Raw genomic sequence first — 15637 nt, 5'->3', positions numbered from 1 at the left:
AGTAGCTCTCAAGCGCTCGGAAGCACGGGTCGTCTCCCGGAGAGCTCGACGCGTCGTCCCGGAAGCAGGGATCTTGACCTCACTCGCCCGGTGGTGCCTGCGCCGCCGTTTCACCGTGATCGTGCTGTGGCTCGTAGCCCTCCTGGGCACCGGCGCGGCCGCCACGGTCGCCGGCTCCGCCTACTCCAACGACTACGGCGTACCGGGCACCGAGGCCGCCCACGCGACCGCCCTGCTGACCAAGGCGTTCCCCGGTGATGGCGGCAACGACAGCATCGTCTGGCACACCGGCTCCGGCACCGTGCGTGCCGCCGACGTCGAGCAGCGCATGTCCGCCGTGCTGCGCGAGGTCGGCGAGCTGCCCGGCGTCACGGACGTCAACGGTCCGTACGGCTCCGACGGCGCCGCCCGCGTCAGCCCCGACGGGCACACCGCCTACGCCTCCCTGACCTTCGCCACCGACGGCGGCGACCCGGACAAGGCTCAGGTCAAGAAGGTCGTCGAGACGGCGCGGGCCGCCGCGACCGACGACCTCCAGGTCGCGGTCGGCGGCAGCTCCATCGGCACGGCCGAGGGCAAGAGCGGCCACCTCAGCGAGATCATCGGCGTGCTCGTGGCGGCGGTGGTGCTGTTCGTCGTCTTCGGCTCCCTCGCCGCCAGCCTGCTGCCCATCGCCACCGCCCTGGTCGGCGTCGGCACGGCCGCCATGGGCACCGTCCTGCTCGGCCACCTGATGACGGTCGCCGACTTCGCGCCGATGCTGGGCACCCTCATCGGCCTCGGCGTGGGCATCGACTACGCGCTGTTCATCGTCACCCGGCACCGCAAGGGCCTCCGGGCCGGGCTGCCGGTCCACGTGGCGGCCGAACGGGCCGTCGCCACCACCGGACGCGCCGTCGTCTTCGCGGGCGGCACGGTCTGCGTGGCGCTGCTCGGCATGCTCATCCTGCGGCTGAGCTTCCTCAACGGCGTGGCGATAGCCGCCTCGCTCACCGTCGTCCTCACCGTGGCCGCGTCCGTCACCCTCCTGCCCGCGCTGCTCGGCCTGATCGGTCACCGGGCGCTCAGCCGCCGCGAACGCCGCCACCTCGCCGCGCGCGGCCCGCTCCCGGAGTCCCTCACCGGGTTCGCCGCCCGCTGGTCCGCGTTCGTCGAGCGCCACCCCAAGCTGCTGGGCGCGGTGGCCGCCGCCGTCATGCTCGGCCTCGCCCTGCCCACGCTCTCCCTCCACCTCGGCACCTCCGACCAGGGCAACAACCCGGCGAGCTCCACCACCCGCCAGGCGTACGACATGCTCGGCAAGGGCTTCGGCCCCGGCGTCAACGGGCCCCTCACCCTGGTCGCCGACCTCGACAGCGCCGCCGACCGCCTCGCCTTCAACCGCCTGCCCGACACCCTCCACCACACCGAGGGCGTCGCCTCCGTCACCCCTTCGACGGTCAACGGCAGCGGTGACACCGGCGTGATCACCGTCGTCCCCACCACCTCACCGCAGTCCGCCGCCACGAGCGACCTCGTCGAGCGGCTGCGCGGCACCGTCCTGCCCAAGGCCACCGACGGAACGGGCCTGGCGGTGCACGTCGGCGGCCTGACCGCGAGCTACGACGATTTCGCCGGCGTCATCCTCGGCAAGCTGCCGCTCTTCGTCGGCACGGTCGTCGGCCTCGGCTGCCTGCTGCTGCTCCTCGCCTTCCGCAGCATCGGCATCCCCCTGAAGGCCGCGCTCATGAACATCGCCGCCGTCGCCTCCTCCTTCGGCGTGATCGTCGCGATCTTCCAGTGGGGCTGGGGCAGTGAACTCCTCGGCCTGGGCGCCGCCGGCCCCATCGAGCCCTTCCTGCCGGTCGTGATGGTCTCGGTCCTCTTCGGCCTCTCCATGGACTACCAGGTCTTCCTGGTCAGCCGGATGTACGAGGAGTGGCTGGCCACCCGCGACAACCGCCGGGCGGTGCGGGTGGGCCTGGCCGAGACCAGCCGCGTCATCAACTCCGCGGCGGTCATCATGATCTCCGTCTTCCTGGCCTTCGTGCTCAGCGGCGACCGCGTCATCGCGATGTTCGGCATCGGCCTGGCCTCCGCCGTCGCCCTGGACGCCTTCGTCCTGCGCACCCTGCTGGTCCCCGCCCTCATGCACATGCTCGGCAGCGCCAACTGGTGGCTGCCGGCCCGGCTGGAGCGCCTCCTGCCGCGCATCAGCATCGAACCGACCGACGAGCACGCGGTGCCGGCGGAACCCGTGGTCGTGCCGGTGCGGGTACGGGCGGAGGAGCCCGGAATCCCGCGATCCGGCATCTCGCGCACGACCGAGCCGTCCCCGGCCCCCGAGCCGTCCCGGGTACCGGTCTAGGCGGTGGCCGGCGGGTCTTCGGCTGCGGGCTGTTTTGCCGCCTGGCCGCCTGCGGCGGGGCGGGCCGTCGTTGCCGCCTGCGGCGGCGGGCGCCCTGCGGGCGCGTCCTCAATCGCCGGACGGGCTGAAATCGGCTGAGCTCAGCCGAAATCAAGCCCGTCCGGCGTTTGAGGACACCACCGCGCAGCGGTGGTGCGCACGCCACGGCCCCGCAGCCGCCCGCTCACATGATCCGCCGGACACGGCCCCCGCGGATTCAGCCCCGCCGGGGCCGTATGACGACGTGGCCCGAGTCGAGGTCTATCGGCCCGTTCCCCGGATCGGAGTCCCCGACGTCGTCGCGGACCAGCTCCAGGCGGTTACGCTCGTCCTCGCTGTGCTTGCGGCCCGGCGCGAACAGTTCCTCCATCAGATCGAACATCTCAACTCCCGTCGCAGCCCTGGCACTCCACTGTACGCGGACGGCTGTACGAACCCGGTGAGCGTGAGCGGAACCGTCAGCTCACCTCCAGCCGCAGAACGCGGTCGTCGTCCGCCCCCGGCTTGCCGCGCCCGTCGGTGTTGCTCGTCGTCACCCACAGCCCGCCGTCGCCGGTGGCCACGACCGTGCGCAGCCGCCCGTACGCGCCCGACAGGAACGGCTGCGGCGCGGCCACCGGCGTCGCGCCCCGCAGCGGGATCCGCCACAGCCGCTCGCCCCGCAGCCCCGCCATCCACAGCGAGCCCTTGGCGAAGGCGAGGCCGCTGGGGGAGGCGTCGGCGGTCCGCCACTGCTCGACGGGGTCCTTGTAGCCGGCCTTGCCGCCCTTGCCCTCCACGGTCGGCCAGCCGTAGTTGCCGCCCGGCTCGATCAGGTTGAGCTCGTCGTAGGTGTTCTGGCCGAACTCCGTCGCCCACAGCCGTTTGTCCGCGTCCCACGCCAGGCCCTGGACGTTGCGGTGGCCCCAGGAGTAGATCACCGAGTCGGTCCCGGGGTTGCGGGGCGCGGGGCGGCCGTCGGGGGTCATGCGGAGGATCTTTCCGCCGAGGGACTCCGCGTCCTGCGCCAGGCCGCGCTCGCCGCTCTCGCCCGTCCCCGCGTAGAGCATCCCGTCCGGGCCGAAGGCGATCCGCCCGCCGTTGTGGACGGCGCCCTTGGGGATGCCCCGGAACACCGAGTCCGGCGCGCCGATCCGCCGGCCGGCCGGCTTCCCCTCGTCGTAGCGGAAACGGGCGACGCGGTTGTCGTCGTCGGTGGTGAAGTACGCGTACACCAGGTGGTCGGTGCGGAAGGCGGGGGACACCGCCAGGCCCAGCAAGCCGCCCTCGCCCCCGGCCGCGACGCCCGGCACCGTGCCCACCTCGCTCTGCGCGCCGTCCTTGGCCGACACCCGGATGATCTTCCCGGTGTCGCGTGAGCCCACCAGCAGATCACCGTCGGGCAGCGGCGCCACGCCCCACGGCGAGACGAGCTTGGTGGTGAGCGTGCGGACGACCTTCACCGAGCCCTTGGCGGGCGCGGCGGACGCCGGGGCCGAGGGGCTGCCGGAGCCGGGCGCCGGGGCCCCCGTACCCGATGGCGGGCCCTCGCCCGGGAAGCCTTCGTCGTCCGAACAGCCCGCCACCGCCAGGAGCACGGCCATGGCCAGCGCGGCCGGGACACGCAGACGTGTCACGCGTCGCATGGTTCGATCCTCTCGCGTGAGCGGGGACGGGGCGGAAGCGGCGACGGGGCCGTGCGCACGCTTCCCTGCACAGGCTTCCTTATACACGCCGCACCCGCACGGCCCGCCCTACGAGCCGGTGTCCGCGCCCGGGGCGTCGGCCTCGCGCGTCCGGCCCGCACGCGGTGTCACTCCCACGAGCCCATCGCCCGCGGCAGCGCGGCTATCTCCGCGAGGTCCTGCGGCGTGAGCCGCAGCCGCGCCGCGGCCGCGTTCTCCACCGCCCACCGCTCCTTCTTGGTGCCCGGCACCGGCACCACGTGCCGCCCCTGCGTCAGCACCCACGCCAGGGCGACCTGCGCGGCCGTCGCGTCGTGACGGTGCGCCACCCGCCGCAGCCCGGCCACGATCGGCTGGTTGGCGGCCATCATCTCCGCCGTGAAGCGCGGGTGCCGGGCCCGCAGATCGGCCGGCTCGAAGCCCTGGCCCGGGGTGAGCGTGCCACTGAGGAAACCATTCCCCAGCGGCATCGCCGCCAGCAGTCCGACCCCGCGCGACGCGCACCACGGCATCAGCGCCGTCAGCGCCTCCCGCGACCACACCGACAACTCCGCCTGCACACAGCTGACCGGGAAGACCTGCTGCACCCGCTCCAGCTGCCGGATCGTCGCGTCGTACATCCCCGCCCGCGAGCGGCGCTGCGCCCGCGCGCCGATCGCGCACCAGCCGAGGGACCGCACCTTGCCGGCGGAGACCAGGTCCGCCATCGCGCCCCAGGTCTCCTCCACCGGCACCTCCGGGTCGGGCCGGTGCAGCTGGTAGACGTCGATGACGTCGGTCTGCAGGCGCCGCAGCGACGCGTCGCAGGCCCGCTTCACATAGCCCGGCCGCCCGTTGGCGACCACGTGCTGCTCGCCCACCAACAGCCCGCACTTGGTCGACACGAACGCCTCGGAGCGCCGCTCGCGCAACACCCGTCCCACCAGTAGCTCGTTGGTGAACGGCCCGTACATGTCCGCGGTGTCCAGCAGGCTCGTACCGGCGTCCAGCGCCGCGTGCACCGTGCGCAACGCGCCCTCGCCGCTCTGCTGAGAGGCCGTGTACCCCCAGTGCATGGGCATGCACCCTAGGCCGATCGCCCCCACTTCGAGCGCCGTCGCACCGATTGTCCTGCGCTCCACCGGCCGTACCCCTCCCGTTCCTCGCCCCCAAAGCTAACCTCTGCCGGCCGGCCCGCTTCGCATAGCCTCCAGGCATGAATGCAGATGACAGCGATCTCGCCCGCCCCCTGGTCTGGCTGCCCATCCCGCCCGAGGAGATCGAGGGGCTGCCCGAGAACCTGGAGTACGCCCACTGGAACGGCGAACCGGACTTCCCGACCGATCCGGCCCGCTGCGCCTTCTACGTGCCCCCGTATCTGCTCGGCACCGAGGTGTCCGTGCGCCCCCTGCCCGCCATGACCGGTCTGCGCGTCGTGCAGACCCTCACCGCCGGTGTCGACGACATCCTGCCGTCCCTGCATCTGCTGCCGAGCGGCGCCCTCCTGTGCAACGCCCGCGGCCTGCACGACGCGAGCACCGCCGAGCTGGCCCTGGCCCTCACCCTCGCCGCGCTGCGCGACATCCCCGGCTTCGTCCGGGCCCAGGACGCGGGGGAGTGGCGGCAGGGGTTCCGGCCCGCGCTCGCGGACAAGTCCGTGCTCATCGTCGGCTACGGCTCGATCGGCCGCGCCATCGAGGACCGGCTCATCCCCTTTGAGTGCGCGCGGGTCGTGCGCGTCGCGCGCTCCTCGCGCGAGAGCGACCACGGGCCCGTGCACGCGATCACCGAGCTGCCCGCTCTGCTCCCCGACGCCGACGTGGTGATCCTTGCGACGCCCCTCACGGAGGTCACCCGCCGTCTCGTCGACGAGACGTTCCTCGCCCGTATGAGGGACGGCGCACTGCTGGTCAACATCGCGCGCGGCGGGGTCGTGGACACCAAGGCGCTCCTGGGGGAGCTGGGGAGCGGCCGGCTGCGCGCCGCCCTGGACGTCACCGATCCGGAGCCGCTGCCCGCCGGACACCCCTTGTGGAGCGCTCCCGGCGTGCTCATCACCCCTCATGTGGGTGGTCCTTCGTCGGCCTACCTGCCCCGCGCCAAGCGGCTGTTGCGCGATCAGCTGGCCGAATTCGCCCTGGACGCGCCCCTGCAAAATGTCGTAGTCACCGTCCCGTAGTTGCCACGTAGAGGTACCGTTCGACTGCAGTGAGTGTCCATAACGCCGCTGTCGATTACGCTACGTATATGAGCTATGTCCCTGAGTGACGAGTCTGGTGTATCGTCCCGACCGGGGGCTGCGCCGCGCACCGAACGGCCGCAGCGAAGTACCGGAACTCGAGGGGGGCGACGGGCGATGCACGGCCAATGGACGATCAACCCGACGCGGCTCACGCACCGACCAGGGCATCGCTGTGCGGCGGTCCCACCCCCGAGGCGCTGCTGGACCGGACCCCGGTGCGGCCCCTCGCTCGGGACGGCGGCGCGGTGAGCGCCCCCGGAGTGACGCTGCCCCGCCGGCCCGCCGGCGGTACCCAGCTGGCCTCCCAGCTGCTGCTCGCCCTCGTCTGCGGCGGTTACGCGACGGGCGCCGTCCTCGGCTGGGGCGGCGGGGAGCTGGCCTCGGCCATGGGCGACTTCGGGCTCGGCGGCGCCGCCGCCCTCGCCGCCGTCTCCTGCTTCTGGTACGGCCGCACCCACAAGACCCGCTTCCGGCTCGCCTGGCTGCTGTTCGCCGTCTCCTCGGCCATGGCCGGCCTGGGCAACCTCATCTGGGGCTGGTACGAGGTCGTCCTCGACCGGTCCGTCCCCAGCACGTCCCTGGCCGACTTCTGCTTCCTGCTCTTCGCCCCGCCGGCCATCATCGGCCTGCTGGTCCTCGCCCGCCGGCCCGTCACCCGTGCCGGCTGGGTTTGCCTGGCCCTCGACGCCTGGCTGACCGGCGGCTCGCTGCTGACCCTCTCCTGGAGCCTGGCCCTCGCGCACAACGCGCACTTCAAGGACGAGAGCGTGGCCCACACCGCGCTCTCGCTGGCCTACCCGCTGCTGGACATCGCCCTGGTGTCCATGGTCCTCGCCCTGCACTTCCGGCGCTCGACCGCCAACCGCTCCGCGATCAACACCGCCATCGCCGCGCTCGCCCTGACCGTCCTGTGCGACGCCCTGTTCACCTCGCCCCTACTGCGCTCGCACTACCGTTCAGGCCAGATCCTCGACGCCGGCTGGTTCGCGGGCTACATGCTGATGGCGTACGCGCCCTGGGTGGCCCGTGAGGAGGAGGACGACTCCGCCAAGCCCGGCCCCGCCGTCCATCACCCGCACCACCCCAGCCGCCCCATCGCCGGCTCGCTGGCCGCCCTCACCCCGTATCTCGCCGCCGCCGTCTGCACGCTGGGCATCCTCTACAACGTCCTCAACGGCCACCGCGTCGACCGCGTCGTGCTGTTCACCGGCTGTACGGTCGTCCTGGCCCTGGTCATCCGCCAGGGCATCATGCTGCTGGACAACATCTCCCTCACCCAGGAACTGGCCCAGAAGGAGAACCACTTCCGCTCCCTGGTGCAGGGCTCCAGCGACGTCATCATGATCGCCGCGCCCACCGGCATACTGCGCTACGTCAGCCCCGCCGCCGCGGGCGTCTACGGACGCGAGGCCGAGGATCTCGTCGGCTCCGAACTGGCCTCGCTGATCCACCCGGAGGACCTGGGCCGGGTCGTCCACGAGGTCCGCCGCTTCCTCGCCGCGCCACCCGCCGAGGAGCCGACCACCCGGATCGAGTGCCGCTTCCGCTCCGGCGACGGCGACTGGCTCAACGTCGAGTCCACCGTCAACCGCCATCACGGCGGCCTGATCTTCAACAGCCGGGACGTCACCGAACGGGTCCGCCTCCAGGCGCAGCTCCAGCACACCGCCGAGCACGACCCGCTCACCGACCTGCCCAACCGCGCCCTGTTCACCAAGCGCGTCCAGCAGGCCCTCACCGGCCGCAGAGCGACCGACGCCGGCACCGCCGTGCTCTTCATCGACCTCGACGGGTTCAAGGCGGTCAACGACACCGTCGGCCACCAGGCCGGCGACGAGCTGCTCGTCCAGGCCGCCCGCCGCCTCCAGGACTCGGTGCGGTCCGGCGACAGCACCGCCCGGTTCGGAGGCGACGAATTCGCCGCGCTCATCATCGGCGACGGCACCCGCGACCCCGCCGCCCGCGAGTACCGCATTCACGAGATCGCCGACCGGCTGCGGCTCACCCTCTCCCAGCCCTACCGCGTGGAAGGAGGCACCGAGGTCCGCGTCGCCGCCAGCATCGGCGTGGCCTTCGCCGAGCCCGGCATCACCCCCGGCGCCCTGATGCGCAACGCCGACCTCGCGATGTACCGCGCCAAGCAGGCCGGCAAGGGCCGCGTCGAGCTCTACGCCCCGCAGATGCAGGCCGACGTGGTGCGCCGCGCCGAGCTGGCCACCCGGCTGCGCACCGCGCTGCACGAGGGCGAGTTCGCGCTGCTCCACCAGCCGATCGTGGAGCTGGAGACCGGCCTGGTCACCGCCGTCGCCGCACAGCCCCGCTGGCGCTCGGCCCAGGGGATACTGTTCACCCCCGCCGAGTATCTGAGGGTGGCCGAGAGCGAGCGCGGCGACGAAGGCGCGCGCGCCGCCGAGCTGGGCCGCTGGACGGTCGAGAAGGCCGTCGAGCAGGCCGCGCAGCGCTGCCGCGCGGGTCACTCCGCACCGGTGTACGTCCGGCTGTCCGCCGGCCGGCTGATGGACAGGTCGCTGCCGCCCAAGTACCTCGAAGGGCTGCTGATCCGGCACGGGCTGCCCACCGGCGCGCTCGTCCTGGAGCTGTCCGGAAGTGATCCCCGCGTGTCGCTGGACGAGCTGGAGCGGCGGCTGGTGACCTTGCGCCGGCTCGGCGTGCGGATCGCCCTGGACGGGTTCGGCAGCGGCTATGCCGCGATCAGCGCCCTGCGCAGGCTGCCCATCGATACGCTCAAGCTCGACCGGGGGCTGGTCGACGGCGTGGTCGAGTCCGCCCGGCTGCACAAGATCACCGCCGGGCTCCTGAGGATCGCCTCCGACCTCGGGATGCGGTCCGTGGCCGAGGGCGTCGACGTGCCCGAGCAGGCACTGGCCCTGCGCGCCATGGGGTGCACCCACGGTCTGGGCGCGGCCTTCTCGGGGCCGCTCGACGAGCACCGCCTGCGCCACACCCTGGACCTCGGCGCCTACCCCGTACCCCGTGTGCCCGGCCCTGCGAACGTGCTGGTCGGCGGCGTGCTGCCGGCGGGCGTGGCGCTGCCGTCGAGCGCGCGTTCGGGGCACGCGGGCGGCGCGGGATCGCTCGCCCATGCTCCATTGCGTTCAAATAATGAGACGCCTGTCCCACCCACTTGACACCTCATGTGCGCCGGGTGGAGGGTCAGTCCCATGCGCACCCGAATTCTCGTACTTGGAAAGCGCGTCGGCTGAAGCAGGCCCCCCATAAGCCCTGCTGAACTCTCCGGCGCGCTCCCCTCGCTTGCCTCGCGGCACGAGGGGTTTTTTGTTGCACCGGAACGACGCGGAACCACGCAGACCCACCCAAATCCTCATCCGTCGAATCATCCGTCGAATCCTTCGAGAAGAGAATGTCGATGACCGAGCAGGCCACCGGGGCCCACCATCCGCAGCCGCGGGCCCGTAGCGGCGCGGCGCAGCAGCCCGCCACCGTCGAGCACGTCACGGGTGCGCAGTCCCTCATCCGCTCGCTTGAGGAGGTCGGGGCCGAGGTCGTGTTCGGCATTCCCGGCGGTGCGATCCTCCCCGCGTACGACCCGATGATGGACTCCTCGAAGGTCCGCCATGTTCTGGTCCGTCACGAGCAGGGCGCGGGTCATGCCGCCACCGGTTACGCGCAGGCCACGGGCAAGGTCGGGGTGTGCATGGCCACCTCCGGGCCCGGCGCCACCAATCTCGTCACCCCGATCGCCGACGCCCATATGGACTCCGTGCCGCTGGTGGCCATCACCGGGCAGGTCGCCTCCAAGGCGATCGGCACGGACGCCTTCCAGGAGGCGGACATCTGTGGCATCACCATGCCGATCACCAAGCACAACTGGCTGGTCACCGATGCCGCGGAGATTCCCCGGACGATCGCCGAGGCGTTCCACGTCGCCTCCAGCGGCCGCCCCGGTCCGGTGCTGGTCGACATCGCCAAGGACGCCCTCCAGGCCCGTACCACCTTCAGCTGGCCCCCGCACACCGATCTGCCCGGCTACCGCCCGGTGACCAAGCCGCACGCCAAGCAGATCCGCGAGGCCGCCAAGCTGATCACCCAGGCCCGGCGCCCGGTGCTCTACGTCGGCGGCGGTGTGATGAAGGCCGGCGCCACCGCGGAGCTCAAGGTCCTCGCCGAGCTGACCGGCGCCCCCGTCACCACCACCCTGATGGCGCTGGGCTCCTTCCCCGACAGCCACCCGCAGCACCTGGGCATGCCGGGCATGCACGGCTCCGTCGCCGCCGTCACCGCCCTGCAGAAGTCCGACCTGATCGTCGCCCTCGGCGCGCGCTTCGACGACCGCGTCACCGGCAAGCTGGACTCCTTCGCCCCGTACGCCAAGATCGTCCACGCGGACATCGACCCCGCCGAGATCGGCAAGAACCGCGCCGCCGACGTGCCGATCGTCGGCGACGCCCGCGAGGTCATCGCCGACCTGATCGTCGCGATCCAGGCCGAGCACGCCGAGGGCCACACCGGCGACTACACCGCCTGGTGGGCCGACCTCGACCGCTGGCGGCGGACCTACCCGCTGGGCTACGACCAGCCCGAGGACGGCAGCCTCTCCCCGCAGCAGGTCATCCAGCGCATCGGACAGCTCGCGCCGAAGGACACCATCTACGCGGCCGGCGTGGGCCAGCACCAGATGTGGGCCTCCCACTTCATCGACTACGAGCAGCCCCGCACCTGGCTCAACTCCGGCGGCGCCGGGACGATGGGCTACGCCGTGCCCGCCGCCATGGGCGCCAAGGCCGGCGCGCCCGACCGCACGGTCTGGGCCGTCGACGGCGACGGCTGCTTCCAGATGACCAACCAGGAGCTGGTCACCTGCGCCCTGAACAACATCCCCATCAAGGTCGCCGTCATCAACAACGGCGCCCTGGGCATGGTCCGCCAGTGGCAGACCCTGTTCTACAACCAGCGCTACTCCAACACGGTCCTGCACGCGGGCCCGGAGTCGGACGGCAAGGAGACGCACGCCGGGACGCGGGTGCCGGACTTCGTGAAGCTGGCCGACGCCATGGGCTGTGTGGGCCTGCGCTGCGAGGACCCGGCCGACCTGGACAAGGTCATCGAAGAGGCCAACGCCATCAACGACCGCCCGGTCGTCGTCGACTTCATCGTCCACCAGGACGCCATGGTCTGGCCGATGGTCGCCGCCGGCACCTCCAACGACGAGATCCTCGCGGCGCGCGGCGTCCGCCCGGACTTCGGCGACAACGAAGACGACTGAGGACGAAGAGGAAGTTAGAGATGACCAAGCACACGCTCTCCGTCCTGGTGGAGAACACGCCCGGCATCCTCACCCGGATCGCCGCCCTGTTCGCCCGCCGCGGCTTCAACATCGACTCGCTCGCCGTCGGCGTCACCGAGCACCCCGACATCTCCCGCATCACGATCGTCGTCAACGTCGAGTCGCTGCCGCTGGAGCAGGTCACCAAGCAGCTCAACAAGCTCGTCAACGTGCTGAAGATCGTCGAGCTGGAGGACAGCAACGCCATCCAGCGCGAACTGGTGCTGGTGAAGGTCCGCGCCGACAACGAGACCCGCTCCCAGATCGTCGAGATCGTCCAGCTCTTCCGCGCCAAGACCGTCGACGTCTCCCCGGAGGCCGTCACCATCGAGGCCACCGGCGGCAGCGACAAGCTCGGCGCGATGCTCAAGATGCTGGAGCCCTTCGGCATCAAGGAGCTGGTGCAGTCCGGGACGATCGCCATAGGGCGCGGCGCCCGCTCCATCACCGACCGCAGCCTGCGCGCGCTGGACCGTACGGCCTGACGCGCCGGCCCCTGACGCGCCGCCCCCGACGCCTCACTCCTCCGACCGGAAAACGTCTTCCGGTCAGAAGACCCCTTACCGCTTCCCCCCTCACCCGCCCGTCATACGGTGGGACGCACAACCGGAAACCCGGAAACAAGGAGATACCTCACGTGGCTGCCGAGCTGTTCTACGACAACGACGCCGACCTGTCCATCATCCAGGGCCGCAAGGTCGCGGTCCTCGGCTACGGCAGCCAGGGCCACGCCCACGCGCTGTCGCTGCGCGACTCCGGCGTCGATGTCCGGGTGGGCCTGCACGAGGGCTCCAAGTCCAAGCAGAAGGCCGAGGAGCAGGGCCTGCGCGTCGTCACCCCGGCCGAGGCCGCGGCCGAGGCCGACGTCATCATGATCCTGGTGCCGGACCCGATCCAGGCCCAGGTCTACGAGGAGTCCGTCAAGGACCACCTCAAGGACGGCGACGCGCTGTTCTTCGGCCACGGCTTCAACATCCGCTTCGGCTTCATCAAGCCCCCGGCCGGCGTGGACGTCTGCATGGTCGCCCCCAAGGGCCCGGGCCACCTGGTCCGCCGTCAGTACGAGGAGGGCCGCGGCGTGCCGTGCATCGCGGCCGTCGAGCAGGACGCCACGGGCAAGGCGTTCGCCCTGGCGCTCTCGTACGCCAAGGCGATCGGCGGCACCCGCGCCGGCGTCATCAAGACCACCTTCACCGAGGAGACCGAGACCGACCTCTTCGGTGAGCAGGCCGTCCTGTGCGGCGGTGCCTCCGCCCTGGTCAAGGCCGGCTTCGAGACCCTGGTCGAGGCGGGCTACCAGCCGGAGATCGCGTACTTCGAGTGCCTCCACGAGCTCAAGCTGATCGTGGACCTGATGTACGAGGGCGGCCTGGAGAAGATGCGCTGGTCGGTCTCCGAGACCGCCGAGTGGGGCGACTACGTCACCGGCCCGCGGATCGTCAACGACGGCACCAAGGCCGAGATGAAGAAGGTCCTCGGCGAGATCCAGGACGGCACCTTCGCCAACAACTGGATGAAGGAGTACCAGGCCGGTCTGCCGAAGTACAACGAGTACAAGAAGGCCGACGAGGACCACCTGCTGGAGACCACGGGCAAGAAGCTCCGCAAGCTCATGAGCTGGGTGGACGACAAGGAGTAGCACTCCGCCGGTCGCCGGGCGGGCCCACGCGGCCCGCCCGGCGACCGCTCGCGTCTCCCGGCCGGCCACCCGCGGGTGACGTTTCCGTATCGGCGGCGGACGTGCCCGTATCCACCGATACACTGCTTCGCAACAAACGCCGTAGGCTCACAGCGTCGTGCGTCTTCCCCGCGGCTGCCCCCCTTCACCGCCTTCGGCCGTCGGGACGGCCGTCCGCGAAGGATTAGTGAGGACTGAGGACCACGTGAGCACTGCTTCCTCCCGCAAACCTGTCGTACTCATCGCCGAAGAGCTCTCGCCCGCCACCGTCGACGCCCTGGGTCCGGACTTCGAGATCCGCCATTGCAACGGCGCCGACCGCGCGGAGCTGCTACCCGCGATCGCCGACGTCGACGCCGTCCTCGTGCGCAGCGCCACCAAGATCGACGCCGAGGCGATCGCGGTCGCGAAGAAGCTGCGGGTCGTCGCCCGCGCCGGCGTCGGCCTGGACAACGTCGACGTCTCCGCCGCCACCAAGGCCGGCGTCATGGTCGTGAACGCCCCGACCTCCAACATCGTCACCGCCGCCGAGCTCGCCTGCGGCCTGCTGATCGCCACCGCGCGCAACATCCCCCAGGCCAACTCCGCGCTGAAGAACGGCGAGTGGAAGCGGTCGAAGTACACCGGCGTCGAGCTGTCCGAGAAGACCCTCGGCGTCGTCGGCCTCGGCCGCATCGGCGTGCTCGTCGCCCAGCGCATGTCCGCGTTCGGCATGAAGATCGTCGCCTACGACCCCTACGTACAGCCCGCGCGGGCCGCGCAGATGGGCGTCAAGCTCCTCACGCTCGACGAGCTGCTGGAGACCGCCGACTTCATCACCGTGCACCTGCCCAAGACCCCCGAGACCCTCGGTCTCATCGGTGACGAGGCACTGCACAAGGTCAAGCCGTCGGTCCGGATCGTCAACGCCGCGCGCGGCGGCATCGTCGACGAGGCGGCGCTGGCCACCGCCCTGAAGGAGGGCCGGGTCGCCGGCGCCGGCCTGGACGTCTACACCTCCGAGCCGTGCACGGACTCCCCGCTGTTCGAGTTCGACAACGTCGTCGCCACCCCGCACCTGGGCGCCTCCACGGGCGAGGCGCAGGAGAAGGCGGGCATCGCGGTCGCGAAGTCGGTCCGCCTCGCGCTCGCCGGCGAGCTGGTGCCCGACGCCGTCAACGTCCAGGGCGGCGTCATCGCCGAGGACGTCAAGCCCGGCCTGCCGCTGGCGGAGAAGCTCGGCCGCATCTTCACCGCGCTCGCGGGCGAGGTCGCGGTCCGGCTCGACGTCGAGGTGTACGGCGAGCTCACCCAGCACGACGTCAAGGTGCTCGAACTGTCCGCGCTCAAGGGCGTGTTCGAGGACGTCGTCGACGAGACCGTCAGCTACGTCAACGCGCCGCTCTTCGCCCAGGAGCGCGGCGTCGAGGTCCGGCTGACCACGAGCTCGGAGTCGGGCGACCACCGCAACGTGGTGACCGTGCGCGGCACGCTCTCCGGCGGCGACGAGGTCTCCATCTCCGGCACGCTGGCCGGCCCCAAGCACCTCCAGAAGATCGTCGCCGTGGGCGAGCACGACGTGGACCTGGCCCTCGCCGACCACATGGCCTTCCTCCGCTACGGCGACCGCCCCGGCGTCGTCGGCACGGTCGGCCGCATCCTTGGCGAGGCCGGCATCAACATCGCCGGCATGCAGGTCTCCCGCGCGACCGAGGGCGGCGAGGCGCTGGTCGCCCTCACGGTCGACGAGTCGATCCCGCTGCCGGTCCTCACGGAGATCGCGGAGGAGATCGGCGCGGTGTCCGCCCGCGCGGTGAACCTGACCGACTGAGGTCAACCGTACGTACGTGGGCCCGGCCGCCCTTCCCTGTACGGGACAGCGGCCGGGCCCACGCGCATGGGGGACGCGGGTCAGCTGAGGATGGCCGCTGCCATGATCAGCTGGGCGCCCCACTGGAACAGGACCGTCAGTGCGCGCGCCCCGCCGGACCTCGCCCACCGCTCGGGCCAGTTGACGGCCAGGACACCGAGGACCGCCGCCGCGAAGAACCCTCCGTAGATCCAGGCCCCGGGCCACGCCGAACACTGCTCGCCGTTCATCAGGCAGGCGGCCGCCCGTTCCGTGGTGAGGTACAGGATGAAGGAGACGATGGCCATGGGGGCGAGCAGGACCAGCCCGGCGACGGCTCCTCTGCGCGCATCGCGGGCGCTCCACGTGTACGGCTCCGCGGGAAGTGCGTCGGCGACGAGGCCGGTGTCGGAAGGTGCCATGGCCTCATTCAACGCGGTGGGGCGGTGCGGGTGACCGGGGAACGTACTCGGTTCGCCTGAGTAGCCGGGCTCAATTCCCTGCCGGCCGGCCCGGGGAAAATGCCGGGTGTCCTCTGGCGGCGCGGGAGATGAT

11 protein-coding genes are annotated in these 15637 nt (G+C 71.6%); 7 read left to right on the top strand and 4 right to left on the bottom strand.

Annotation, left to right across the window (positions count from 1 at the left end):
• The first annotated feature begins 73 nt into the window (after positions 1-73).
• Positions 74-2347: an MMPL family transporter gene (locus J7E86_RS17590; protein WP_215082645.1), complete on the top strand. Its 2274-nt coding sequence runs from the start codon at positions 74-76 to the stop codon at positions 2345-2347.
• 256 nt (positions 2348-2603) lie between these two features.
• On the opposite strand, the gene J7E86_RS17585 is transcribed toward J7E86_RS17590, so the two are convergent.
• The 3 genes from J7E86_RS17585 to J7E86_RS17575 all read right to left on the bottom strand — a co-directional run bounded on the left by J7E86_RS17585 (position 2604) and on the right by J7E86_RS17575 (position 5171).
• The gene (locus J7E86_RS17585; RefSeq protein ID WP_215082644.1) at positions 2604-2768 is read right to left on the bottom strand and encodes a DUF6191 domain-containing protein; all 165 of its coding nucleotides are present in this window, start codon (positions 2766-2768) and stop codon (positions 2604-2606) included.
• Positions 2769-2844: 76 nt separating this feature from the next.
• On the bottom strand, positions 2845-4011 hold the full coding sequence (locus J7E86_RS17580) for a PQQ-dependent sugar dehydrogenase (protein ID WP_215082643.1): 1167 nt from the start codon (positions 4009-4011) through the stop codon (positions 2845-2847).
• 167 nt (positions 4012-4178) lie between these two features.
• Positions 4179-5171, bottom strand: coding sequence for an aldo/keto reductase (locus J7E86_RS17575; RefSeq protein WP_215082642.1), 993 nt, complete (start codon positions 5169-5171; stop codon positions 4179-4181).
• 74 nt (positions 5172-5245) lie between these two features.
• Here J7E86_RS17575 and J7E86_RS17570 point away from each other — a divergent pair, with 74 nt between their 5' ends.
• From J7E86_RS17570 to serA, 6 genes are all read left to right on the top strand, one after another.
• Positions 5246-6208 (top strand): 2-hydroxyacid dehydrogenase, encoded by a 963-nt coding sequence (locus J7E86_RS17570; RefSeq protein WP_215082641.1) that lies wholly within the window; start codon positions 5246-5248, stop codon positions 6206-6208.
• Positions 6209-6516: 308 nt separating this feature from the next.
• Positions 6517-9420, top strand: a complete 2904-nt coding sequence (locus J7E86_RS17565; protein ID WP_374223815.1) for a putative bifunctional diguanylate cyclase/phosphodiesterase — start codon at positions 6517-6519, stop codon at positions 9418-9420.
• A gap of 233 nt (positions 9421-9653) precedes the next feature.
• Positions 9654-11516: an acetolactate synthase large subunit gene (locus tag J7E86_RS17560; protein ID WP_215082639.1), complete on the top strand. Its 1863-nt coding sequence runs from the start codon at positions 9654-9656 to the stop codon at positions 11514-11516.
• A gap of 20 nt (positions 11517-11536) precedes the next feature.
• A complete protein-coding gene (gene ilvN / locus J7E86_RS17555) occupies positions 11537-12061 on the top strand; it encodes an acetolactate synthase small subunit (RefSeq protein WP_116214047.1) in 525 nt (174 codons plus the stop codon).
• A gap of 152 nt (positions 12062-12213) precedes the next feature.
• Positions 12214-13215 carry a ketol-acid reductoisomerase gene (gene ilvC / locus J7E86_RS17550; protein ID WP_215082638.1) on the top strand — a complete coding sequence of 334 codons (1002 nt, stop codon included), beginning with the start codon at positions 12214-12216 and terminating at the stop codon, positions 13213-13215.
• Positions 13216-13459: 244 nt separating this feature from the next.
• Positions 13460-15064: a phosphoglycerate dehydrogenase gene (serA, locus tag J7E86_RS17545; RefSeq protein WP_215082637.1), complete on the top strand. Its 1605-nt coding sequence runs from the start codon at positions 13460-13462 to the stop codon at positions 15062-15064.
• An 80-nt stretch (positions 15065-15144) separates the two neighbouring features.
• On the opposite strand, the gene J7E86_RS17540 is transcribed toward serA, so the two are convergent.
• Complete coding sequence (locus tag J7E86_RS17540) at positions 15145-15504, bottom strand: hypothetical protein (RefSeq protein ID WP_215082636.1); 360 nt, start codon at positions 15502-15504, stop codon at positions 15145-15147.
• Positions 15505-15637 lie beyond the last annotated feature (133 nt).

It is taken from the genome of Streptomyces sp. ISL-11 (assembly GCF_018614525.1).
Lineage (GTDB): Bacteria > Actinomycetota > Actinomycetes > Streptomycetales > Streptomycetaceae > Streptomyces.
Note: the sequence above shows the minus strand (reverse complement) of the source record. Positions and strands in the feature narration are given on the sequence as shown.